Raw genomic sequence first — 24,076 nt, forward strand, 5'->3', positions numbered from 1 at the left:
TTTAAGGCTTTTGGGCTGGTGCCTGTTTGGGCGTCGAGGAACGGGAGCGGCGGTGGAGGCGCGGGACGGTACTGCGTCTGGACGGCGTGTTGACAAGCAGGTACGAAGCCGCTGCCATCGCGCGCACGGCGGGCTTGGAATCCCCGAAGGCCGTGATCAGCGCCTGATTCACATCGTCGCCGTGAAAGGCGTTGAGCGAACGTGCTGCCGCAGAGCGGACGAAAGGGTCATGATCCAACAGCGCAGCGATAAGCTGCTCTTTGGTGTTCTGCGTAGGACTCTGAACGAGAAGATTCGCGGCGAGCACGCGGGCAGGGTTGCTGTTGGAGCTTTTACGCAGCGCCTTTGCCACATCCAGACCGATGCCGAGCGGGCCGAGCAATGCATAGGCTCCCTGCTCCGCTCCAAGGCGGGCGAGCGTCGAAGGATTCTGCATGTCGCGTTTTGCCTTCTCCACTGCGCCGGGCCCGCTCTTCTTTTCTCCTTTGAGCACCCCGTAGAGCACATTCTCTCCACTGCGGTCGCCCTGGATCCAAAGCGCCACCGCGGCGTTGAAGCTAACCTCGGGCGCGGAATCGTCGAGTGCCTGCCGCAGCCGCGGGATCAGGGTGCGGTCTCGCGTATTGCCCATGGCTATCACGGCAGCAGCGCGCACCTCTCGATCGGTATCCTCACACGCGGTCAGCACCAACTTCTCTACCCGCGGATCGTTGCCCATGGTTCCCATCGCAGCCATCGCCGCGACGCGCGACGTGACCCTCGCGCTCTTCGCGCTGTATTCAATTACCTGCCATGCCAGTGTCTTACCAGCATCCACGCTTTTGCGCGCGGCATCCAAAGACAGCTCGGAGGGGTCATCCATATCGTCGTTGGTGTCGCCGGGTATCAGCTCCGGGCTGGTGGAGCTTTTCGGCTGAACCTCCTGGCAGATGCTGTGATGGGGCATCAGGCAGAGGAGCAGCAGCGGCAGCATAAATCGAATCGAGACGCTTCTCGTAAGATGTTCCATTCCAGCCACCTCGCTTTGCCGTGAACCATTGCGGGCTGAGCAAATCATCAAGACCGATGTTCGCTAATGCCGCGGCACACTGCATATTACACATTTGGCAATAATACGAGTGCTATACTCGGCGCACGCCCTGTAAAGAAAAATATGCTTTTTAAGTCACTCAGTGCTGCTGTTTATGGCATCGACGCGAGCATCATCGATGTCGAGGTAGATTTTTCAGGTATCAAAACAACCGAAGATCGCTTTCACACGGTTGGCCTTCCGGACGCCGCTGTGCGCGAGAGCCGGGATCGCGTGCGTGCCGCAATCAAGAACTCCGGCTTCGACATTCCACCGACGCACATCACGATCAATCTGGCCCCGGCGGATCTCAAGAAAGAGGGAGCAGGCTTCGATCTGCCAATGGCTATTGGCATCCTCGGGGCCTATGGCGGCTTGCAACTGCGGGATACGAGCCAGTTCCTGCTGGTAGGAGAGCTTGGTCTGGATGGCGGCGTGCGTTCGGTTCCGGGGATGCTTCCGGTTGCCATCGCAGCGCGGGAGCGCGGAATCAAGAACCTGATTCTGCCCGCTGCCAACGCTGCCGAAGCAGCGGTGGTCGAAGGTGTGGATGTCTATCCTGTCACCTCTCTGCTGCAGGCGCGGGAACTGCTGAATGCGGCTGCCAACGGCGGTATCACCACTCCTCCCTTTCGCATTGCCACGGAAAACCTGCTGGGCGAGCTGCAGCATTTTTCTCTCGACTTCAAGGATGTGCGCGGACAGCAGACCGCCAAGCGTGCGCTGGAGATTGCGGCTGCGGGCAGCCACAACATCCTGATGATTGGCCCTCCGGGATCGGGCAAGACGATGCTGGCTAAACGGCTGCCATCGATCCTCGCTGCTCTGAGTTTTGAGGAGGCGCTGGAGACGACGAAGATTCACTCGGTCGCGGGCGTGCTGGATCCGGAAGCCGGTCTGGTCACGCAGCGTCCGTTTCGCTCTCCTCACCATACGATTTCGGATGCGGGACTGATTGGCGGAGGCGCTATCCCCCGGCCCGGCGAGGTTTCGCTGTCCCACAATGGAGTGTTGTTTCTCGACGAACTCCCGGAGTTTCCGCGCAATGTGCTCGAGGTAATGCGCCAGCCCCTCGAAGACGGCACCGTCACCATAGCGCGTGCTTCCATGTCGCTGAGCTTCCCGGCGCGCTTCATGCTTGCGGCGGCAATGAATCCCTGCCCTTGCGGATACTTCAACGACAAGTCCCGCGAATGTCGCTGTACGCCGCCGATGATCCAGCGCTACATCTCCAAGGTTTCCGGCCCATTATTGGACCGCATCGATATCCACATCGAGGTTCCGGCGGTGCAATACAAAGAGTTGCGATCCGGAGCTGCGGCAGAAGGTTCGAAAGAGATTCGCGATCGCGTGCTTGCGGCGCGGGAGCGGCAGAAGCAGCGCTTCAAGAGTGCGGGGGAGAAGATCTACTCCAATGCGCAGATGGGAACCCGTCAGATTCGCACCTTCTGCGAACTCGCGCCAGACGCCGAACGGCTGCTGGAACGCGCCATGCAGCAGCAGGGGCTGAGCGCGCGAGCCCATGATCGCATCCTGAAAGTGGCACGGACGATTGCCGATCTGCAGGGGGAGCCTGCCCTGAATGTAGGGCACATTGCCGAGGCGATCCAATACCGCACGCTCGACCGTAGCTATTGGAGCTAAGGGGCTTGAGTCCTAAGGGCTAGGCGGTGGGCAGAACGCTGGGGCGAAAGGACGTAGCTCTGGTTTTTGGGGAGAGAGCCCGTCCGTTGCGGTGCACAATCGTCAAGCTCTCGCGCTCAAGAATCTTGCGCGCCTGGCAGCGGGCGTGATTCGCCCAGGGGCCGATCGGGTCCAGCTTGATGTAGGTTGTCCAGTGGCGAAGCGCTTTGCGGCGCTCTCCGGTGCGCTCGTAGGCCAGCGCGAGGTTGTAGTGGGCATCCGCATAGCCTGGAGCTACACGAATCGCGCCGCAATAGGCCTGGATCGCGTCCGGAAGGCGCTGGAGTTCGTCCAGTACGTTTCCCAGGTCAAAGAAGGCGAGAGCGTAGCCTGGATCCGCTTCCGTCGCGCGGCGGTAGAGGTACTCCGCCCGGCTGTAGTGGCGTTGATTGTAGTGAATGGTTCCCAGGTTGATGCAGGCCGGTGCATGATCCGGATCGATTTCGAGAATTTGTTCGTAGAGCGCGGAGGCTTCCTTGAGCTGCGATGCCTCTTCGTTGCGGATTGCCGCAAAGAACAGCTCTTGCAAACGGCCCTCGCGCGCAGCGAGGGCAGAGGACGATTCGCGAACTTTGGCCAGCCGGTCCTCGTTGGCAGACTCAAAATCAAAGACGAATTGCCGTGCAATCGGGTCCATCATTGCGCCACTGTAGCGGAAGGCTACATGGGAACCGGCGCGGATCACTCCTGCCTCCAGCAGCGGATTGACCATGCCTGACACGCTGCGCATGGCGGAGATGGAGGCGCGGATGCTGGCCACTGAAAGACGGGTGGCACGCAGATCGCGGAGTTTTCTGAGCTGGACCAGATCCTGAAAAGTATAGAGCTCGCTGGAGGCAACTAATCCCGCCCGCTCCCACGCTCGGAGTTGCCTGGCGTGGATGCGTAGAATCCGAAGTACATCCTGGCGGCAATATCGGGTCACAATTGGATACTCATAAAAAAGCCGGTTGCACCCGTGCTTCTGACGCGATTATGCGCACGTGCTCTCCTAAGAGCAATAGGCTCATTGTAAAAATCAGTGGATAACGCGGTACCGGAGACGATACGCGCCAAAAAAGTGAAGAAAAACTGTTGTCGTGACTGGAAAACGGGGAATCTGGAGCCGACGAGCGGACTTGAACCGCTGACCTGCCGATTACGAATCGGCTGCTCTACCAACTGAGCTACGTCGGCCTTGCCATGGTTGATTGTATCGTTGCAGCGAGGGATCGTAAAGAGAGCGGGCTCAGCCTCGTACTTGCCGCAGGAGCTTCGCAAAAAGAGCGGAAATCATCGTCTAAAAGAACGAAAAAGCCGCCCGGCAACAGGGCGGCTTTTTCTCTTAGGGAGAATAGTTCCAACGGAGGCAAGGCCATCAGAACTTTCTGGCGAAATAGTATGGTCGCCTCCAGAGGGTGTCAAGGCAAAATCCGGGAAGGAATAAGTGGTGCATTGTCGGGTACTTAGAGGGGTAGGAAAATATCCAGCGAAAGGATCGTATTCGCCTATTCTTCGCTAAATTTTCACACTAAGTAATGCCTAATGAGATATTTATCCTTGGAGTTGCCTCGTTCCATGTGCAAGTAGCAGAGCCTAGTAATTCCGCAGGTTCAGGCTGATGAACTCCATCTCTTCCATCGACGAGGCTGGTTTCCCACGCAGGCGGCGATAGAGCGCACGGGCTCCCCCAAGAAATATTCCGAGCAGAAGCGTGCCTCCGCAGAGGATGCCGCTCAGGGTAGCGATGCCGATGAGCAGGCGGCCGGCCTTCGCTGCTTCGCTGATATAGCCCTGGGGATGATCCCAGGTGACTTCGGCAGTGTAGTTCACCTGCGAGGCGAGCCTGTGGGCATCATCCGCGGAAAAGCCTCCGCTGGTAACCGCCACCATGGGGCCGCTGCGGCGTACGGAGAGCGCAGTGGTCCTACTCTCTGCAAGGGCTTCGGGCCATCCGCTCTGGGGAGTGTTGCCGGCTGCCAGGAAGTCCTGGATCGCCTTCTCCTGCCCGGCGGCAAGCTGCGGCGTGGGGTAGTTGAGGAGGGTCAGTGTTCCGTCTCCGCTCTTCAAGTGGTAGTGGGCCGTGATGGCCTCCGCCCCGCGAGTGAAGTCGATGAGGCGCGGAGGCAGGACGCCACCGCTCCGCGTATAACCGGCGTCTCCCAGCGCATAGTGCGTGGTCTGGGCTTCGAGCGCGTCGGCAGGGAGATAGCGCGGCAACGGCGGTGGCACATTCGTTGAGCCTGCTGGTGTGGGCAGATCTTTCGCGAGTTCGCGCAGCTCCGCGGCGGACATGCTGGTGACGCGATCAAAAGCCGCGTCTACGACGGTGTTGCCCGTCCAGAAGAGAACACGGTTGTTATCCGATGCGCCGCCCTGGCCGATGTCTTCCTTCGGCATGCCGGAGCGACGATAGAAGGTGTAGGCTCCGTAGGCCCCGGTTGCGTCTTCAAAACGAATCACGCGCACACGCAGCTTGCTTGCATCCCGCGTGTAATCTCCTTGCTCGAAGCGGACAAAGCCGTATTCCTTCAGCACATCGACATTGGCTGGATCGGCGGCCTGCGGCTGCGCGGCGCTGATCGCCGCGCTCGATAGATGCCAACCCGCGAAGTCGGCGGGTAGCAGCGGCTGCGGTGGCGCAGGAGAAGCTTTAGGCTTGGCCAGGAGGCAGACGGGGGACAGAAGAAGCGCGGTAAGGACAAGACTACGAAAGCGCGTTGAGAGAGACATACAGTTCTGAATGTGAGACTACCATTCCGCGCAAAGTTTTGGTGCGCTCGCAGGACTTGCACCCGATAAATCAATTCGTGTCATGAGAAGACGCGTCAAGTCTTAGGGCCTTGTTAATTGGCCTTAATTCCCGCCAGCGCGCGACTTTGCGAGTTGGACGCCGGAGAGTCCGCCGACATATTTTGACACGCCGTGGTAGAGCGATTCGGCGATGCGTTGCCGGTAGTTGGGGTCGCGGAGTTCGCGAGCATCCTCGGGATTGGTGAGGAAGGAGATCTCTGCAAGGATCGACGGCATGTTTGCCCCAATCAGCACGACGAAGGGAGCCTTCTTCACGCCGCGATCTTTCAGTCCGCGATTGCCGTCTTCCAGTCCGGCGAAAAGATTCTGCTGCACATCCGTCGCGAACTCGCGGGATTCGTCGATCTTGTCCTTGAGCGTGATCTTCTTCACCAGGTCGGAGAGCTGATGAATGGACTGGTTCGAGACGGCATTCTCTCTGGCGGCCACTTCGAGCGCGTCGGGTGAGGCGGTGAAGTTGAGGTAGTAGGTTTCCACCCCTCGCGCTGTCGGGTCGTGGCTGGAGTTGGCGTGAACCGAGATGAACAGGTCTGCCTGCGCCTTGTTAGCAATGGCGGTTCGCGTCTCCAGCGGGATGAAGGTATCGTCATCGCGGGTATAGATCACATCCGCGCCCAGACGCTGTTTCAGCAGTTTCCCGAGCCGCAGGGCTACGTCGAGGACAACTTCTTTTTCTTCAATGCCCTCAGGCCCGAGTGTGCCGGAATCATGTCCGCCGTGACCGGCGTCCACCACGATTCGCCCAATTTTCAATCCCAGTGCGCGTACGAGCGATCGCTCTCCATTCGCGGTTGGCGCGGCCTCATGGCTGACGCTGGCCAGCGTATTGGTATCCGGCTCGCTGCGCGATGGCTCGGTGCTGCGGCTTGTCGATGCGTGCTTGCGCGAGCGGGACTTGCCTGTGGGTGGTGCTGCCGGCGTATCGACCCCGCTCGATTGCGGTGCGGGGGTAGTGTCGGCGACGGATGCCGAGATCGGAGCCGAAGTGGGGTGCGTCGTTGCCTGTACGCGATTCTTCTGCTGGCTGAGCGCGGCTACTTCGTCCAGAGAGGAAGATTTCTTTTCGGCCTTTCGGCGCGATGGGGAATCTTCAGATTTGGTTGCGCTTGCGCTCTGCCGGGGCGTCGGCGGCTGCGCTGTGGCTTGCGGCAAGGTGCTTCCGCGTAGAGACGTGGGTATGTTGGTCGCCGCGGATCTGGTCGTGGCGGGAGCCGCCTGGGATGCCGAAGCCGGAGTGTGGGGCTGCGAAGTTGTACCCGAAGTTGTTGCGCCCGAAGTTATGCCCGTCATTGTTCCCGAAGCTGCGCTCGAAGTTGAGCCAGCACGCGAGCCTTGTGCGAGGGCCGTGGCGGTTGAGGATGTGGTGGTCGAAGATGTGGTAGTTGAGGAGGTGTTGGTCGAGGATGCCAGGGGGCGGCGCGCTGCGTTTCCACCCGCAGGGGCGCTGGGCGGGGGCTCCGTAGTGGCCGTCTGCGTGGTCGCGGGCGAGCCGGGCTTCCGCCCATGAATATCGATGATAAGACGATAGGGGTTGGGCAGGAGGAAGGCGGAGTACTCGCTTACGTCGCTCACGTCGAGCACGATGCGCGTCACGTCGTTCGAGAACTGGGCCGCTCGAATCCTCTTGAGATATCCATCGTCGGTTACTTCCACAGAGCGCCCAATCAGCTCCGGCGAAAGCTTGACGCCGTGCAGGTCGAAGAAGATACGGTCAGGATTCGGAACCCGCGCTGCTTCGTACTGCACCTCTTCATCCAGGTCGATGGCCACACGCGTATAGACGTTGGTGGACCAATGACGAATGTTGGTGACCAGCGGAGTCTTGCCCCGCCGGGTGTGCGCGGGCGTTGCCAGAGAAGTGTCAGTGACTGCTGAGCTAGGGATGGGCGCGAGCGGTTGCGGTTCAGATGCTGCTGAGGATGACGTCTGCTTCGTCTTCGATGGCGTGGTTTGCGGGAGCACCGTGGTTTGCTGGCTGGGCAAGGATGAAGGTGAGGCATCCTTGAGGACCTGATCCTCTTTCCGCGTCTGCTCCGCGTTCGCGGCGCGCCCGTTCTTCTTTGCCGCCGTATCCTCGGCAGGCTCGGGCTTGTTCTTTCCGGAACGCGAACCGTGCTTCTCGGCGATCTGCTGGTTGCGGAGCTCCTTCAATCCTGCACGGGCCTGGTCGGCCAGCGGACTGCGCGGATATGCCTTCAGGAACTGCTGATACTTCGTCTTCGCCTCGTCTTTGTCGCCGATATCGCGGTGATAGATGGCAGCTTCGGTGAGCAGCGCGGTGGCGCAAAAGCGGCTGGCAGGGTACTGGTGACGCAGAAACTCGTATTGCCCGATGGCATCGTGCAGCGTCTTGTCATCGTCGAAGATGCGGCCTTCCTCGGCTAACACATCCCCGACGGCAGCGATGCTGGCATCGGCCCTGGGAGACGCGGGATCGCTGTGGTAAACAGCGCGATAGGCATCGAGTACGCGTTCGTAATCACGCCGGGTTCGCTGTTGCTGGGGGCGGCCGTTGAGCGCTTCGCGCATGCGCTGCGCCTTGTCAAACGGCGAGAGCGGAATTGCATGGGCAGAGATGTGCCGCACCCTGGCGGCGGGAAGCAGGGGCGAAAACATACTGAGTACCACGCCGAGGAGTAGGGCTCGAGCGGGGCGTGCTAGTGCAAACAGGTGCATGCACCCTCCGAAGCGGATGGCAAGCGGCATAAACGAGCGAGAGGCTGCACGCCAGAGACACTCTGATTATAAGTTGCCCGCACAAGGGCAGCAACGAAGGGGACCGATGAAAACCGCAAATTCACCCACAAAACACGAAATCGGGAATCCAGCCAGCAACTATCCAGCCAGTAACTACCCTGGGGGCAGCAATTACCCCAGGAGCGCAGATACGACATTGGGAGCACTCGCCAGGGCCGCGTCTAATTGACTGGCGTCCTTGCCGCCAGCCTCGGCCATGTCGGGCCGTCCACCGCCGGAGCCGCCAACCTTGCGGGCGAGTTCTCCAACGATCTTTCCTGCCTGTATCTTCCCGGTCAAGTCCTTGGTCACGCCGACGATCAGCGCCACCTTGCCCTCATCCTGCGAGGAGCCGAGCACGACGACACCGGAGCCAAGCTGGTTGCGAAGATTGTCGACCAGCGTGCGCAACTGGCCGCGGTCGAGCGCATCGGCGCGATGCGTCAGCACCTTCACGCCCTTTACCTCCACGGCTTGTTCCTTCGCGGAGGAGAGTGCGGCTCCGGCGGACTTCATGCGCACCTCGTCCAGTTCGCGGCGCAGCTTCTTCAGCTCTTCGTCGCTGGCGGCGAGCTTCTGCCGCAAAGCATCGGCGGGGGAAAGCTCGGCGCTGGGAGCAAGCTGCGAGGTGAGCTGCGCCAACTGGTAATCGCGGCGAAACTCCCCGAGAGCCCCCATTCCGGAAACGGCCTCTATGCGCCGCACACCCGAAGAGACGCTGCCTTCACTCATTAATTTGATCAGCCCGATCTCGCCTGTGGCGGCGGTGTGCGTGCCACCGCAAAGCTCCGTCGAGAAGTCGCCGATTTTGATCACTCGAACCTTTTCGCCGTACTTTTCCCCGAAGAGCGCCATGGCGTGGTATTCGTTCACGGCTGTATCGATGGGCACATCCTCAATGGTCTGGACGCGCTCATTCGCCAGCACTTCCTTGTTGACGATATCTTCGATGTCCTGCAGTTCTTCATCGGCAACCGCAGCGAAGTGCGAGAAGTCAAAGCGCAGGCGCGTGTTATCCACGAGCGATCCTGCCTGCTTGACGTGGGTTCCCAGAACCTCGCGCAAGGCGGCATGGAGCAGGTGTGTTCCCGTGTGGTTGCGCCGGATGGCCCAGCGGCGGCCGCTATCGACGACGGTATCCACCTTTGTGCCCACGTGGATGGGCTGGCGAACGATGACCTTGTGTGCGCGTACACCCTGCACCGGAGAGAAGCAGCCCAGAACCTCGGCAACCACGGTGTTGTGGTCGTCCGAGTAGAACCATCCCGTGTCGCCCACCTGTCCGCCGGAATCGGCATAGAAGGAGGTGTGATCGAGCACGATATCCACCTGGTCGCCGGCAGCGGCCTGCTGCACGCCGACGCCGTCTTTCACAATCGCCAGAACCTCTGCACCTTGCACCGTGAGCTGGCGATAGCCCTCAAAGCCGGTCTTCGGCAGCTCGCGGAAGACCGGGCTGGCGGTCTTCTGCGAGCCACCCTTCCAGGAGGCGCGAGCGCGGGCCTGCTCGGCTTCCTTGGCCTGCTCGAAGCCCTCCAGGTCGAGCGAGATGTGCGCGTCGCGGGCGACATCCGCAATGAAATCCAACGGCAACCCATAGGTTTCGTAGAGATGAAACGCCCTTGCTCCGGAGAGCACGGGATTCTTTTCGCCGACCCTGGCTGCTTCTGCCAATTCGTTGTTCAGTACTCCGAGACCGACCTTCAGAACGCGGTCGAACTGCCGCTCCTCGGCTTCGACAACCTTGGCGACCCGGTCAGCCGAGTCGATCAGCTCCGGATACGCGTCCTTCATCTCGTCGCGCACGGCAAAGACCATCTCGAACATGAAAGGCATCTCCTGCCCAAGCAGGCGGCCATGCCGGATGCCGCGGCGAAGGATCTTGCGCAGCACGTATCCGCGGCCCTCATTTGCAGGCAGCACGCCGTCGGAGATGAGGAAGGTTGCGGCGCGAGCGTGGTCTGCGATGATGCGCAGGGAGGCGTCGGTTGGCGCGTTCCCATCCTTATACTTCGTGTTCGTCAGCTCCCCTGCGCGCGACGTGAGCGGCGTGAACAAGTCTGTCTCGAAGTTTGAGATTTTTCCCTGCAGCACGGCGGCCATGCGTTCCAGGCCTGCTCCGGTGTCGATGGAGGGCTTGGGCAGCGGTTTCAATGTAGCCTCGCCTGTCGCCGAGAGGCTGCGGTCGAACTGCATGAAGACCAGGTTCCATATTTCTACGTAGCGCGCGTCATCTTCGCCGAAGGGTTTATCGACGCCGGGAGTTTCCGCAGCCTCGAGCCCCATGTCGTAGAAGATCTCCGAACACGGGCCGCAGGGACCAGTCTCGCCCATCTGCCAGAAGTTATCTTTTGCGCCGTAAGCGCGAATGCGATCCTGGGGCACGCCGGCCTTGATCCAGAGCTGCTCGGCTTCTTCATCGCGCGGTACGGCTGCGTCGCCTTCGAAGATGGTGACGTAGAGCTTGTCTTTCGGAATCGCGAGCCACTCGGGAGAGGTGATCAGCTCCCATGCAAAGGCGATGGCCTCGGCCTTGAAATAGTCGCCGAAGCTGAAGTTGCCCAGCATCTCAAAGAAGGTGTGGTGACGCCGCGTAAAGCCGACGTTTTCCAGATCGTTGTGCTTGCCGCCGGCGCGCACGCATTTCTGCGAGGTGGTGGCGCGCGAGTAGTCGCGACGTTCCAAGCCGAGGAAGACGTCTTTGAACTGGTTCATCCCGGCATTGGTAAACAGCAGCGTGGGATCGTTCGCCGGAACCAGCGAAGAGGAGTGCACACGGCGGTGGCCCTTCGACTCAAAAAAGCGAAGGAAAGTTTCGCGAATTGCAGACCCGGACATGAATTGCATAGAGACCTTTAGTTTACTGGACAGGCCCTCTCCACGGGCGCTGAATTATCGCGGGCGGCTACTCGGAGGAGGAGTCGTCGTCCAGTCCGAGCGCTTCGATCGGAGCGATGGCCTCTTCATCCACCTGCCAGTTGCGCAGCACTTTGAAGATTACGTCCAGGGAAAATCCGGCACGGATCAGCCGCCGCATCACGCGCGTGGTCTCCTTTTCATCCTTGGGCTTGCGGATGCCTTTGCGCTCCAGGTGGCGCCGGGCCAGCTCTTCTTCGTTGACGTTTTCGTATGCGGATTCGAGCGTAGTGGCTACCAGCTCGGGGTGGATGCCCTTCAGCATCAACTCCTGCTGCACGCGGCGCTTGCCGAACTTCTCGTTTTCCTGCCGCAGGCGCGTGTACTCGCTGGCGAAGGCGGTGTCGTTCAGGTAGCGCATCTCCTTCAGTTTGCGCACGACGGCTTCGACCTTCACTGCGCCGGTCTCGCCCTCCTCGACCTTGGCGCGCATCAGTCGCTTTAGCTGCGCCACGGTGCGCATGCGGCGGCTCAGTGCGCCTACGGCGTACTCGTAGAGCGCCGCTGCGTCGAGCGGATCGACTTTCTTGCGCGGGTTGCGGCCAAACGACATCATCTATCTCTTTGACGGACCGGGCTGGGAAGTGCCGGTCCACTGCTCGACCCAATCGCTGACAACCTGGTTCCACAGCCTGGAGTTCTGCGGCTTCAGAACCCAGTGGCCCTCATCGGGGAAGTAGAGCATCTTCGACGGCACCTTCAGGCGCTGCAGCGTGGTAAAGAGCTGGAAGCCCTCCGCCACATCGAGCCGGTAATCCAATTGACCGTGGATGACGAGCGTCGGCGTTTTGAAGTTCTTCGCATAGAGCGACGGAGCCCATTTGCGGAAGGGATCCGCCGCCTTTGCCTTGCCATAGTAATCCCAGGGACGGCCCTTGAACTCCCATTCGTTGAACCATAGCTCTTCGGTCGATCCATACGCCGATTCGGGATTGAACATACCGTCGTGCGAGACGATGCACTTGAAGCGATCCGTATGGCCGAGAATCCAGTTGGCCATGAATCCGCCATAGCTCGCTCCCAGCGCGCACTCGCGGGACTTATCGAGGAAGCTGTAGTGCTGCTCTGCGTAGTCGAGGCCGCGCATCAGGTCGATGTACGGCTTGCCGCCCCAATCGCCATTGACGCCGTCGGTAAAGGTCTGCCCATAGCCGGTTGAGCCGCGCGGGTTGATCATCACGACGGCATAGCCGTTCGCGGCAAAGTATTCCGCGTTCCAGCGATAGCTCCACGAATCGCCCCACGCTCCCTGCGGTCCTCCGTGGATGAGGAACTTGACGGGATACTTCTTCGCCGCGTCAAAGGCGGGAGGCTTAATCAGGAAACCCTGCACTTCCACCTTGCCAAGAGAAGGGAACCAGAAGGACTCCATTGCCGGTAGGTCGAGCTGTGCGAGGAGTGCGTCGTTGAGATGGGTGATCGGCTGCTCGGTAACGCTGTAGCTCTTTGCGAAGTCGGTTGGAGCGCCCTTAGCCGGGCTGGATTGCAGCGGTTTCGCCGAGGCTAGATCGAGGCGAACGATCTCGCTGGGAGCCTGAACGGTCATCCGGGTCGCGAACAGATGACCGTCTGCGGCGGCGTGCAGGTCGCCATATTCTCCCGCCTGGGTGAGCGACCTCAGATCGGAGCCATCGAGATTGACTGAAAATACAGGAGCTTCGCCTCTATCCCCGCTCACAAAGTACAGGGTCTTCGAGTCCGGCGCCCAGGCAAATTCATCCACCCATCGATCGAGCTTCGGCAGCACTTCCTTCAAAGTCTTCGCGGCGCGGTCGTAGACCATCAGGCGAAAGCGGTCGCTCTCATACCCGGCGCGTGCCTGGGAGCGGAAGGCGATGTACCTGCCATCGCGCGAATATGCCGGGCTGAAGTCGCCGCCGGCACTGGTGCTGATCTTCACCGGCCTGGCATTCGGATCATCCAGCCGCAGCGTGAAGATGTCTGCGTTGGTGCTGATTGCGGGGACGGGATCGAGATTCTCGGTGAACGCGATCTCCTTGCCATCGGGGGAGAATCCGTAGGCATCCGGACCTCCGAGCGAAAACGGCGGAATATCATGCGTATCTCCGGGGTTTAGATCGCGCGGCGTTCCGCCCTCGGATGGGATCAGGAACAGGTGGCTGCGCTTCTCCCCGACATAGGCGTTCCAGTGGCGGTAGAGCAGCTCGGTAAAGATCCGGGCCTTGACCTTGGAGGCGGCTTTCTCCGCGTCGCGACTCTTGTTGCAGGCATCGTCCTTGCAGTCGGGGTAGACGGAGGAGGTGAAGAGAATCTGCTTGCCGTCGGGCGACCACATGGCGCCATCCGCCTCGGTGCTCAGGGAGGTGATCTTGCGCTGTGCGCCGATGCTGCCCGCTGTGCCGTCGAAGCTGGCGACATAAATCTGCTGGCTGCCCTCACGCGCGCTGGTAAACAGAATCTGCTTACCGTCCGGCGAAAAGCGCCCGCCGTCTTCTCCGTCGAGAGAGGCGGTCAGCGGCCGTGCATCGCCGCCCGCAGTGGGAATCACCCACAACCGCGTCGTCTTGGAGTTCTTCTCCAGGTCGGCATCGGTAGCGGCATAGATCACCCACTTGCCATCCGGAGAGATGCTGAAGCCTCCCAGCCGATGCATCTTCATCAGGTCATCAAACTGCATGGGACGCTTGTTTTGTGCGACAGCCGGGGTCAAAAGAGCGGCAAAGAGCAGCAGGGAGAGAGCGGAGCGGCGTGCGAGCATGGGTTCCTCTAGTGGCCGATGTAACAGCCGGATGCTGGGAAACTGTCAGTGTAAATGGTACGGTGCCCGGGAGGCGAGAGCGGCTTCCCGATGCTATTCCATTCGGCTGCAGGGACTTGCGCGGTCGTTTGCAGAGGCCTGGGAGGCAGTATCTGTAATGGGATTGACCTTCTGCCGCCTCCCGCGTCTATTTAAGAGAAGTGGAACTTTTGGTAGGGTGAACTGTCCCCGGATCCGTCGGAAGAAATCCTTATAGGGTGGAGAGATCTTTGAGCGCAAATCGAAAGCTACTTGTGGCCGTGGTCATGCTGGGTTTTCTTGGCGCTTTTTCGGGTCCGGTTACGGCATCGGCGCAGAAGGACAGCTACACCCCCATGCCGGTCGAGTCAGGCTTCGGGCCGATGGATACGAGCGCTCCGCCGAGCCCGCCCGAGGAGATCATCCAGCACTTTGCCGCGAAAGAGAGCGAGTTCCGCCATGCGCTGGATAACTACGTCTATAGGCGCTCGGTAAAAGTGCAGACGCTGGACGATGGCAAGGTCGATGGCGAGTACCAGGAGATGGACGATGTCTCCTTTGACTCGACCGGCAAGCGTATGGAGAAGGTGCTCTTTGCTCCGCAGAACTCGCTGGAGCGCGTGAGCATGAGCCCGGCGGACTTCGCGGACATCCAGCAGCGTCTGCCTTTTGTCCTGACGACACAGGACATCGCCCAGTACAACGTGACCTATGTCGGCAAGCAGAAGGTGGATGAGCTCGATACCTATGTCTTCGACGTCGAGCCGAAGGTAATGGAGAAGAACAAGCGCTACTTCAAAGGCCGCATCTGGGTGGATCAGACCGATCTGCAGATCGTCGTCACCAGCGGCAAGAATGTGCCTGACGACCTGCGGAGGGGACACGAAGACCTGTCGCCGCCCTTCACTACGTATCGCCAGCAGATCGACGGCAAGTACTGGTTCCCAACTTACACGAAGGCGGAAGGCGTTCTGCACTTCCAGGGCTGCAAGGGATGTATGTCCAACGACGTTCACATCCGCCAGGTGGTGAAATACACCGACTACAAGCAGTTCAAATCCACCGTCAAGATTCTTTACAACGGCGAGGACATAACGAACAATGGCCAGCCGCAGGATGGAAAGCCGGCACAGGCGCCCGCGTCGGGAGCAGCGGCAACGCGGCCTAAATAGAATTCGCGGTTATCCTCGTATTCACAGTCACTGCAGAGTCACATGGCAAACGGGGCACCAGTGGTCTTCTAGTAGTAGAGGTATCTCCGCCACTTCGGGTCCGAGTGGCCAATCATGCGCATGATGTGGCGGCTAGTGTGCAGGGAGAAGGGCCGCGGCTCGCGCACTAACTGCATGTCAGTGATCTCGTGTAGCAGGCGGTTGCCCTTGCGACGGTTGCAGGAGTGGCAGCAGGCAACAAGATTCTCCCAGGTGGAGAGCCCTCCCCGGGAACGTGGCTGCACATGGTCGAGCGTCAACTCGCTCGCGGGCAGAACGGTGGAGCAGTATTGGCAGGTATTGCGGTCGCGCAGCAGGATGTTCTTTCGCGAGAGGGCGCGCGTCTGGTGCGGGATGCGGCGATATTCCAGCAGCCGGATCACCGATGGCATAGCCATATGGACGCGCGCAGCGTGCAGGAACGCTCCCTGTTCCTCCTCTGTCTTGGCCACCCCCTTGAGCACCAGCACCAGCGCGCGGCGTGCGCCGCAGATATTGATGGGCTCATAGGAGGCGTTAAGAACCAGCACAGGCGTCTGCATCGTCTGCGGCACGCGATACTCTTCCTGAACGGTGACGTGGCACTTGGTGGCTGATTTCTGTTGCCGAGCGTGGACCATGGCTTTTCCCAGAGACATCTTCTCCCCCGCAAGAATTGACTCAACTACCAGGCGAACTTGCCATCTCCCTCACGTTGGTGTGGGAGACGGCAGTCTTCCCGAACTTTGGATCCCAGAAAGCGACGCCCTCGCGCTGTGCGCGTGCGAGGGTGGCTACCCAGACGGAGGCCGCTCCGGCTTTGAGCAGCGTTTTGCTGCAGGCGCGCGCGGTGGCTCCGGTGGTGTAAATGTCGTCGACCAGCAGGATGTCGCGGCCCGCGACGGCGCGAGGCTCAGGCACAGAAAAAACGCCGCGTACGTTGTCGCGGCGTTGGCGGGCCGATAGCTCAAATTGGGTCGCAGTCCTGCGGCTCCTTACCAGCACTTCGCTGGCGAGGCGGAGCTTCCATTCAGGATGCGTCCGGCGCAGAACCTTCAGTGCTGCCTGGGTAAGCAGCTCAGCCTGGTTATAACCACGGGTGCGCCGTTTCGAGCGGTGCAGCGGGACCGGGACGACCAGCATTTCAGAGGGAGTTTCCGCCGCAAGCTGCGCCATCGCACTTGCCAGGAGATGGCCTAATCCGTTGGAGACGGGGGTGATCCTCTCGTACTTGAGGGAGTGGATGAGGGTGCGAAGCGTACCCTGATACGCTCCGTGCGCCACGGCCCTGCGAAAGGGTGGAGGATCCATCCGGCAGACCCTGCAGACGCAATCCTCTTCCGGGCGCGGGTTTCCTGTGCTGAAGGTGGCAATGCCAAGATCCTCTCCGCATATGCGGCAGAGAGTTCCGCCTTGGACGGGCAGCATATTCCAGCAGGAATCGCAGACAGGAGAGAGGGTGAAGCGCAGGAGGGGGTTACCGCAGGCACAGCAGGAGGCGGGGAAGAGAGCGCAGCTCAACGCGTCCATCGGACTTCGGAGGACGCGTACCACGGCGCGCCACCGCGAAGTGTCGGATGTTGGAACGTCAAGCGTCAAAGTGTCACTCTGACTACCGAAGACGCACCTCGCACTGGAAGCCAGGCATGCTTGCGCCTTCGCCGCCATTGATCCAGAGTATACGGCGAAGGCACGCCGTATGCCAGAGGCAAATTGCGGAGTGCTTGATCAGACCGGACGATTCACCCTGTATTCATAGGGGCGCGCGCTGTTACACTCGTCCTTCCCCTGAAATCCGCCAGCACCGGGAGCGAAGGCTCTATCCTCCTTTCCGGTCAATCTCGCAGCAGAAGTGCGCCCAGTATGGCTATTCTAGTGTTGGAACACCCGTAGTTTTGTTTTGTGGTTCGAGACGCCGCGGATACGAAGGCGGAAGTTCCAGCAGAAGGATTCAGATATCGTTTTTTGAGCGGAGGCATTCGAGTGTCAGAAGTCGCTCCAGCAGTTCAACCCTATATCCCGCATACCGAGACACGGCCGGAGTTTACCTGGCGCGCCATCCTGCTGGGATCATTTTTCGGGATTCTTTTCGGCGCGGTTACTGTCTATGTGGGTCTGCGGGCGGGACTTACGGTGGCGGCCTCCATTCCGATCTCCGTGCTCTCCATCAGCATTCTGCGGGTGCTGGGCCGGGCTTCCATCCTTGAAAACAATATCGTCCAGACCACCGGCAACGCCGGTCAGTCGATTGCCGCTGGGGTGATCTTTACCTTGCCGGCGCTGGTTTTTCTGGGATTTGACCTGGAGTACTCGCGCATCTTCCTGCTGGCGTTGATCGGCGGTTGGCTGGGCGTGCTCTTCATGATTCCCTTGCGCCGCCAGTTGATTGTGGAGGAGCACGCGAACCTGAAGTATCCCGAAGGAACGGCCTGTGCCGATGTGCTGCTGGCCGGCGAGCGTGGCGGATCGTTCGCCAGCCGCGTGTTCTTCGGCCTGGGACTCGGCAGCCTGTATACCCTCTTTCAAAATGACAATCTGTTTGCCGCGTGGCCCAGCACTCCGGATTACCAGCCGGATTTTGGCAAACAGCATGTCCTGAAGGGCGCTGCGATACGGGCCGATGCCACGCCGGAGTACCTTGGCGTCGGTTACATCATCGGGCCACGCGTGGCGGGGGTGATCTTCGCCGGCGGCGTTTTCTCCTGGCTGGTGCTGATGCCGCTCATCTATTTCTTTGGCTCGCATTTTCCCCAGGCGCTTTACCCGGCAACCAAGCCAGTGGCGCAGATGTCGCCCAGCGAGATATGGGCCTCCTACATCCGGCCGATGGGGGCTGGCGCGGTGGCTGCCGCCGGGCTGATCACGCTGCTCAAAACACTGCCGACGATTGCGAGCGCGCTGCGCTCCGGCTTGCAGAATCTGAAGAAGGGCAGTGGATCGAAGGCCGCCACAAAGCGGACGGATGACGACCTCTCCATGGGGATTGTCGTTGGCGGCTCTGCGCTGCTGGTGCTCATGATGTTCTTCTTCCTCACCTTCAAGCCCGTGCCCGGAGCGCAGGTGGGAGTGATGGCGAATCTGGCCGCATCGCTGCTGGTGGTGGTCTTTGGATTCCTCTTCGTAACCGTGTCTTCGCGCATTGTGGGACTGATCGGAAGCTCCGCAAACCCCATCTCCGGCATGACGATTGCCACGCTGATGGCAACCTCCGCGATCTTTCTTGTGAAGGGCTGGACAACCCCTGCCTTTGGCGCATTGGCGATCACTATTGGCGGCGTGGTCTGCATCGCGGCGGCGAACGCAGGGGATACTTCGCAGGATCTGAAGACAGGTTTCCTGATCGGAGCTACGCCCTGGAAACAGCAGGTTGCGCTGATGATCGGCGTCTGCGTTTCTACCGTGGCAATCGGCGTTACGCTCAACCTGATGAATAAGGGACTTGAGGAATTCCGCGAGACGGCACAGCCCTGGGATATCAGCGTTGTCCATGACGGCGTGCAGATGCAGGGGACGTTTACACGCCAGAGCTTTCGCGTGGTGCATGCGGACAAGACCGAGGACACACGTTCCGGCAGCAACTATCTTCTGCTGAATGCTCTGGGCTCGCCTGAACTCGCCGACGGCAAATATCTCTACAATCCGGCGACTCGTTTGATTGAAGTGCAATGGGTGCAGGGAATCGGCAGCGAGAAGGCCGCCGCGCCCCAGGCCAGGCTTATGGCGACGGTGATTAACGGCATCCTGACTCGCAAATTGCCCTGGGGCCTGGTGCTGCTTGGCGTATTTCTGGTGATCGCGGTGGAGCTGCTGGGAATTCGGTCTCTGTCTTTCGCGGTTGGCGCGTATCTCTCCATTGCCACCACGCTCGCTATCTTCTGCGGTGGCGTGATGCGCTGGATGGTGGATCGTGCGGTGGAGAAGGCAGGTGGCGGCACGGAGGATTCCGAGAGCGAAATCAGCCCCGGCTCGCTGTATGCCAGCGGTCTGATTGCAGCAGGAGGAATCGTGGGACTGCTGGGCGTCGCTCTCAAGCTCTACGAGGCTGCGACGAACCGGCACGATATCCTGCGCCTTCCCCGGACCTTTCTGTATCACGACTGGGTATCGGTGGGGATGTTCGCGCTGCTGGCGTTCTCGCTGTATTACTTTGCGCGCAAGCCGCTGGAGAACAAGAAATAGCGGGTCCAAAAAGGTGTTAAATAGTAGTCAAAGACGAGAGGCGCCTGTCGTTGTTAGGCGCCTCCAGTCTTTGCTCCCCGGCTCGCTAGGCTCTTTCCGATTGCAGCCGCTCTAAGCCCTGATGGGCCAGATCCTCCAGCGCCGAGATCAGCAGCGGCGAGTCATTCAGCGATTGTGGGCGTTCCAGTCGCATACCTAAGCTAGAGGCCAATTTGCGGAAAGCGATGTCGATATCGTAGAGGATTTCGACGTGGTCGCAGAGAAAGCCAATCGGCTGCAGCACAATAGATTTGCGCCCCGCAGCCGCGAGTGCCGCGAGTGTCTCTTCTACCGTGGGACCTAACCACGGGCCGCCGGACATCCCCTGGCTTTGAAACGCAAAGAACCAATCTTCCGGCTTCAGGTCTGCGATCCGCGCAGCGACCAGTGCGGCAGTCCGCTTGGCTTCGATAGCGTAGGGGTCTGGTCCGGAGTTGCTCGTTGGTGGTGCTGGTCTTTCCGGTCTTGCGTCGGCGGCGGAGGCAGCAGCCGGGCTCTGCGTCTGAACCGTTCTGCAGGGGACGCTGTGCGCGGTAAAGAGAACCGGCACGTCTGAGCCGGTTTCTTCGCGGAGCCGGCCCAGTACAGGGCGCAGGCGGTCGGCGAAGGCATCGGCAAGCAGCGGGTGTTCCGCCCAGCCCTCGATAAACTCGATACGCATATCCCCGGCCTCTGCCTGCACAGCCCGACGATACAACCCCACACTGGTCCGCGAATTGTGCGGAGCCAGACAGATCGCAACAGCGGAGCGGATGCCGTCGGCGCGCATCTGCTTCACCATATCGACAATGTAGGGCTTCCAGTTGCGCATGCCGACGTAGGTTGGCATGCCAACGGCTTCGCTCAGCAGCCGGCCCTGTTCCAGGGTGATCCCGGTAAGCGGGCTTTGACCGATGAGGCTGTACCGATGACGGATCTCCTCCACGACCTGCTGGGGCAAAGGCCGCCCACTGGTTACGTTGCGCAGGTACTCGGGGATGTCGTCCAGAGCCTCCGGTGTTCCGTGCGCCAGCAGCAGGATGGCGGTATCAGACATGACCGCCGCTCTTCGAGAACTCGCGCACATACTTCACCACCTGCTGCACGTTTTCTACCGGGGTTCCAGGCACAATACCATGTCCGAGGTTAAAGATGTGTCCCGGGCGTCCGGCTGCCTGCTGCATGACTTCATACACACGCTTGCGCAGCAATTCCGGCTCGGCGAAGAGAGTGATGGGATCGAGGTTGCCCTGCACGGCGCAGCGGTAATCCAGCGTCCTCCATGCTCCATCGAGCGGAGTCCGCCAGTCGAGCCCGAGGACATCGGCGCCGGTCTCGCTCATGGCAGGCAGAAGGCTCGCCGTGTCCACTCCGAAGTAGATCACCGGGACTCCCATGGCCTGAACCTCGCGCACCAGCCGCGTGGCTATCGGCAGAACGAACTCCCGATAATCTGCGATGGAGAGCGCTCCTACCCAGCTATCAAAGATCTGGATGACATCGGCGCCAGCGGCCACCTGTTGCGCGGCATACTCGCGCAGGACCAGGGCAAGCTTCTCCAGAAGCCGCTGCCAGGTGGAGGGCTGGCGATACATCATCGTCTTGGTGTGGATGTAGTTTCGCGAGCCGCCGCCCTCGATCATGTAGCTGGCCAGGGTGAATGGCGCGCCGATAAAGCCGATCGTGCCGATCGTCTCCTTAAAATGCGCCACAACCCGGCTGATTGCCTCGGCCACGTAGCCCAGCTCCGATGCGCGATCCGTTCGCAGCCGCACGACGTCTTCCTCGGTACGAATGGGGTGGTGAATCACCGGACCCTCACCAGCCTGGAACTCAAAGTCCAGCCCCATGCAGTCCAGGGGCAGCAGCAGATCGGCAAATATGATGGCGGCGTCCACGTCCAGCTTCTCGGCGGCGGTAATCGTCACCTCCGCAGCGAGCTCCGGGCGTCTGCAAATCTCGAGCAGGGAATGGTGTTTGCGGACGGCCTGATATTCCGCCATATATCGTCCGGCCTGGCGCAAAAACCAGACAGGCGTGCGGTCTACCGGTTTGCGAAGGCAGGCGCGGAGAAATCGTGTTCCACTGGACAGCACTTCAGGATCAGCCCCAGCGGCTTCGGGACGAGATGGTGGATATGGTTTGGAGGGCATAGTTTCCCATCAAGAGTAGCATTTTCGAGCACGGAGACGGATGGCGGATCCTGGCCGCTTCTGTCCGGCTTCCCCATCTGCCGCGGGCAGGATGTCTAACTCGGCATGTAGGGCACGCATCCTCTCCTTTGGGCTATTTCCGTTACAGCGGGGTGAGTTTTGCGCTTTAATGGGAAGTTCCTTGAGAGGTGAAAGCGTCCCCATGTCCCTGAAGAGCTATTGCCGTGCCATCCGGATCGTCCTCGTTCTCTTCTTCAGCCTGCCTGTGTTGCCGTTGCCGTCTATGGCGCAGGGCGGCGACTCGGTCCAATACAACAGCCAGAGCAGGATCTTCCGGCTCGATGCGGCGGGCGTTACCTACGCTCTCGGCGTCAACGAGAGAGGCGAATTGCAGCCCGTCTACTGGGGACAAAGGCTGGGGGAGAAAGACGCCCTTGCGCCAGCCCATTCGATGAGGGAGGCCGCATCGTTTGATCTCGCTACCACTACCACGCCGCAGGAGTTCCCGGGATGGGGAGCGGGGCTATATACCGAGCCTTCGCTCAAAGTCACCTTCCCCGATGGGAACCGCGACCTGGTACTGCATTATGTGAGCCACGCGATTCACGGCAATGCGCTGGAGATTGTGTTGAAGGACATTTCGCGCGAAGTCTATGTGAACCTGCGCTACCAGATCGATCCCGCGACGGGGGTGCTGGGCCGCTCGGCAACGATTGAGAATCGGACAAAGGATCCGCTGACGGTGCAGCAGGCAGCATCGGCGGCGTGGACCTTGCCGCGCGCTCCGGAGTACACCCTGAACTACTTAACGGGACGGTGGGGCGCGGAGTTTTCACTGCAGCGGGAGAAGATCCGTCCCGGCCAGCGCGTGCTGGAGAGCCGTCGCGGTTCTACCGGCCACCAGAACAATCCATGGTTTGCGGTCAGCCGGGGAGAGACGCAGGAGGAGTCAGGTGACGTCTGGTTTGGCGCTTTGGCCTGGAGCGGCTCGTGGCGCATTACGGTGGAGCAGACCCAGCTTGAGGAAGTTCGTATCACCGGCGGTTACAATCCCTTCGATTTCGGATATCGCCTGGCTCCCGCGGAGAAGCTCGCCACGCCGGTCTTCTATGCGGGATACACGCACTCCGGCATGGGAGAAGCTTCGCGCCTGATGCACCGCTTTGAACTGGCGCAGATTGCTCCGCAACGCCCGCATCCCAAGGTTCGGCCTATCATCTACAACTCCTGGGAAGCGACGGAGATGAATGTGGATGAACCGGGGCAAGTTGCCCTGGCAGAGAAGGCGGCAGCTCTCGGGGTCGAACGTTTTGTGATGGACGACGGCTGGTTTGGCCAGCGCAAGGACGACCACGCCGGGCTGGGTGACTGGTACGTGAACCCGCAGAAGTTTCCCCATGGACTCGGGCCGCTGATCGACCGCGTGCACGCGCTTGGCATGGACTTTGGGCTATGGGTGGAGCCGGAGATGGTGAATCCGGACAGCGACCTCTATCGCAAACATCCTGATTGGGTGATCGGTTTTAACGGGCGCCCGCGCACCGAGGGGCGAAACCAGCTCGTGCTGAATCTGGCCCGTCCAGATGTGCGGGAATACGTCTACAACTTCCTCGACAAGATCCTTACGGACAACCAGATCGCCTTCCTCAAGTGGGACTACAACCGCAACTGGTCCGAGCCGGGATGGCCCGCGGTCGCGCCGGAAGAGCAGCAGCAGATCTATGTGAAATACGTGCAGAACCTGTATTCCATTCTGGACGAACTGCGGGCAAAGCATCCCGGCGTCGAGATCGAATCCTGCTCTGGCGGCGGCGGCCGCGTGGATCTCGGCATCCTCGCGCGCACCGATGAGGTGTGGACGTCGGATAACACGGACCCGTTCGACCGCCTCTCGATTCAGCATGGATTTACACAGGCCTATGCGCCGGAATTCATGATGGCCTGGGTGACCGATTCGCCGCACTGGCTGAACCGGCGGACGACTTCGATCGAGTATCGCTTTCTGTCGTCCATGCAGGGATCGCTTGGCATTGGCGCAAATCTCAATCGCTGGCAGCCGGCGGATTTTGCGGCGGCCAAGTCGATGATCGCAGCGTACAAGGATGTGCGCGAGACGGTGCAGCATGGCTCGCTCTATCGCCTGATCTCGCCGCTGAATAGCAGCGAGGCATCTGCGACCGAGTCCGTTGCTCAGGATGGAAACCAGGCGGTCGTCTTCGCGCTGCTCCACTCAAGCCAGTTCGGCAACACCTTTCCGACGCTGTATCTGCGGGGGCTCGATTCGCAGGCAAATTATCGGATCGATCTGCTGTACGGGAAGCTCCTAGGTCCCGGCCCGGTTACAGCGACCGGGGCCTACTGGATGTCGCACGGCGCTGACCTGGATCTTCGTGGAGACTACCAGGCAGCGGCGTTCAAACTCACGCGCCTGCAGTAAGGAAAGAAGAGAGCCCTGCACGGCGATCCGTCCTGCAGGGCTCTCGTGCTTTCAGATGAATGCTAGGAGGACACCGCGACGGCCATCTCCATCTCCGCATAGGGAAGCATCGCGGCGCCCAGCAATCCCGACTCCGGGCCGAGCAGAGCGGGAACGATCTGGGTG

15 protein-coding genes and 1 tRNA gene are annotated in these 24,076 nt (G+C 60.5%); 4 read left to right on the plus strand and 12 right to left on the minus strand.

Annotated features, from left to right (window positions below; all coding sequences use genetic code 11):
- Nucleotide 1: 1 nt before the first annotated feature.
- A complete protein-coding gene (locus tag VM554_00860) occupies nt 2-1,009 on the minus strand; it encodes a HEAT repeat domain-containing protein (protein HVJ06911.1) in 1,008 nt (335 codons plus the stop codon).
- 144 nt (nt 1,010-1,153) lie between these two features.
- On the opposite strand from VM554_00860, the gene VM554_00865 reads away from it, so the two are divergent.
- On the plus strand, nt 1,154-2,713 hold the full coding sequence (locus VM554_00865) for a YifB family Mg chelatase-like AAA ATPase (GenBank protein HVJ06912.1): 1,560 nt from the start codon (nt 1,154-1,156) through the stop codon (nt 2,711-2,713).
- 19 nt (nt 2,714-2,732) lie between these two features.
- Here the strand turns inward: VM554_00865 and VM554_00870 are convergent, their stop codons facing one another.
- The 7 genes from VM554_00870 to VM554_00900 all read right to left on the minus strand — a co-directional run bounded on the left by VM554_00870 (nt 2,733) and on the right by VM554_00900 (nt 13,916).
- Nucleotides 2,733-3,677, minus strand: coding sequence for a tetratricopeptide repeat protein (locus VM554_00870; protein HVJ06913.1), 945 nt, complete (start codon nt 3,675-3,677; stop codon nt 2,733-2,735).
- Nucleotides 3,678-3,852: 175 nt separating this feature from the next.
- A tRNA-Thr gene (locus VM554_00875) sits at nt 3,853-3,928 on the minus strand.
- A gap of 399 nt (nt 3,929-4,327) precedes the next feature.
- Nucleotides 4,328-5,464: a DUF6599 family protein gene (locus VM554_00880; GenBank protein HVJ06914.1), complete on the minus strand. Its 1,137-nt coding sequence runs from the start codon at nt 5,462-5,464 to the stop codon at nt 4,328-4,330.
- A 123-nt stretch (nt 5,465-5,587) separates the two neighbouring features.
- Nucleotides 5,588-8,161: an N-acetylmuramoyl-L-alanine amidase gene (locus VM554_00885; GenBank protein ID HVJ06915.1), complete on the minus strand. Its 2,574-nt coding sequence runs from the start codon at nt 8,159-8,161 to the stop codon at nt 5,588-5,590.
- Nucleotides 8,162-8,413: 252 nt separating this feature from the next.
- Nucleotides 8,414-11,119, minus strand: a complete 2,706-nt coding sequence (gene alaS, locus VM554_00890) for an alanine--tRNA ligase (GenBank protein HVJ06916.1) — start codon at nt 11,117-11,119, stop codon at nt 8,414-8,416.
- Nucleotides 11,120-11,186: 67 nt separating this feature from the next.
- On the minus strand, nt 11,187-11,753 hold the full coding sequence (locus tag VM554_00895; protein HVJ06917.1) for a regulatory protein RecX: 567 nt from the start codon (nt 11,751-11,753) through the stop codon (nt 11,187-11,189).
- A complete protein-coding gene (locus VM554_00900; protein ID HVJ06918.1) occupies nt 11,754-13,916 on the minus strand; it encodes a S9 family peptidase in 2,163 nt (720 codons plus the stop codon).
- Nucleotides 13,917-14,185: 269 nt separating this feature from the next.
- Between VM554_00900 and VM554_00905 the strand changes: the two genes are divergently transcribed.
- On the plus strand, nt 14,186-15,106 hold the full coding sequence (locus tag VM554_00905; GenBank protein ID HVJ06919.1) for a hypothetical protein: 921 nt from the start codon (nt 14,186-14,188) through the stop codon (nt 15,104-15,106).
- A 68-nt stretch (nt 15,107-15,174) separates the two neighbouring features.
- Here VM554_00905 and VM554_00910 read toward each other — a convergent pair whose 3' ends face one another.
- On the minus strand, nt 15,175-15,783 hold the full coding sequence (locus VM554_00910; protein ID HVJ06920.1) for an HNH endonuclease: 609 nt from the start codon (nt 15,781-15,783) through the stop codon (nt 15,175-15,177).
- Nucleotides 15,784-15,805: 22 nt separating this feature from the next.
- A complete protein-coding gene (locus VM554_00915) occupies nt 15,806-16,435 on the minus strand; it encodes a ComF family protein (protein ID HVJ06921.1) in 630 nt (209 codons plus the stop codon).
- Nucleotides 16,436-17,107: 672 nt separating this feature from the next.
- Between VM554_00915 and VM554_00920 the strand changes: the two genes are divergently transcribed.
- The gene (locus tag VM554_00920) at nt 17,108-19,303 is read left to right on the plus strand and encodes an oligopeptide transporter, OPT family (protein HVJ06922.1); all 2,196 of its coding nucleotides are present in this window, start codon (nt 17,108-17,110) and stop codon (nt 19,301-19,303) included.
- Between the two features lie 85 nt (nt 19,304-19,388).
- On the opposite strand, the gene VM554_00925 is transcribed toward VM554_00920, so the two are convergent.
- Together VM554_00925 and hemE are read right to left on the minus strand one after the other, a co-directional pair.
- A complete protein-coding gene (locus VM554_00925; GenBank protein HVJ06923.1) occupies nt 19,389-20,378 on the minus strand; it encodes a ferrochelatase in 990 nt (329 codons plus the stop codon).
- Nucleotides 20,371-21,474, minus strand: a complete 1,104-nt coding sequence (gene hemE, locus VM554_00930) for a uroporphyrinogen decarboxylase (protein ID HVJ06924.1) — start codon at nt 21,472-21,474, stop codon at nt 20,371-20,373. Before hemE ends, VM554_00925 begins: the two co-directional genes overlap by 8 nt.
- A 202-nt stretch (nt 21,475-21,676) precedes the next feature.
- Between hemE and VM554_00935 the strand changes: the two genes are divergently transcribed.
- Nucleotides 21,677-23,911 carry an alpha-galactosidase gene (locus tag VM554_00935; protein HVJ06925.1) on the plus strand — a complete coding sequence of 745 codons (2,235 nt, stop codon included), beginning with the start codon at nt 21,677-21,679 and terminating at the stop codon, nt 23,909-23,911.
- Nucleotides 23,912-24,076: the final 165 nt, after the last annotated feature.

The organism is Acidisarcina sp., assembly GCA_035539175.1.
Lineage (GTDB): Bacteria > Acidobacteriota > Terriglobia > Terriglobales > Acidobacteriaceae > JANXZS01.

Coding starts and splice junctions, on each gene's coding strand:
- VM554_00925 (HVJ06923.1), bottom strand. CDS start 20,378: ATGTCTGATACCGCCATCCTGCTGCTGGCGCACGGAACACCGGAGGCT.
- VM554_00860 (HVJ06911.1), bottom strand. CDS start 1,009: ATGGAACATCTTACGAGAAGCGTCTCGATTCGATTTATGCTGCCGCTG.
- alaS (HVJ06916.1), bottom strand. CDS start 11,119: ATGTCCGGGTCTGCAATTCGCGAAACTTTCCTTCGCTTTTTTGAGTCG.
- VM554_00865 (HVJ06912.1), top strand. CDS start 1,154: ATGCTTTTTAAGTCACTCAGTGCTGCTGTTTATGGCATCGACGCGAGC.
- VM554_00935 (HVJ06925.1), top strand. CDS start 21,677: ATGTCCCTGAAGAGCTATTGCCGTGCCATCCGGATCGTCCTCGTTCTC.
- VM554_00915 (HVJ06921.1), bottom strand. CDS start 16,435: ATGGATCCTCCACCCTTTCGCAGGGCCGTGGCGCACGGAGCGTATCAG.
- VM554_00895 (HVJ06917.1), bottom strand. CDS start 11,753: ATGATGTCGTTTGGCCGCAACCCGCGCAAGAAAGTCGATCCGCTCGAC.
- VM554_00885 (HVJ06915.1), bottom strand. CDS start 8,161: ATGTTTTCGCCCCTGCTTCCCGCCGCCAGGGTGCGGCACATCTCTGCC.
- VM554_00880 (HVJ06914.1), bottom strand. CDS start 5,464: ATGTCTCTCTCAACGCGCTTTCGTAGTCTTGTCCTTACCGCGCTTCTT.
- hemE (HVJ06924.1), bottom strand. CDS start 21,474: ATGCCCTCCAAACCATATCCACCATCTCGTCCCGAAGCCGCTGGGGCT.
- VM554_00910 (HVJ06920.1), bottom strand. CDS start 15,783: ATGTCTCTGGGAAAAGCCATGGTCCACGCTCGGCAACAGAAATCAGCC.
- VM554_00900 (HVJ06918.1), bottom strand. CDS start 13,916: ATGCTCGCACGCCGCTCCGCTCTCTCCCTGCTGCTCTTTGCCGCTCTT.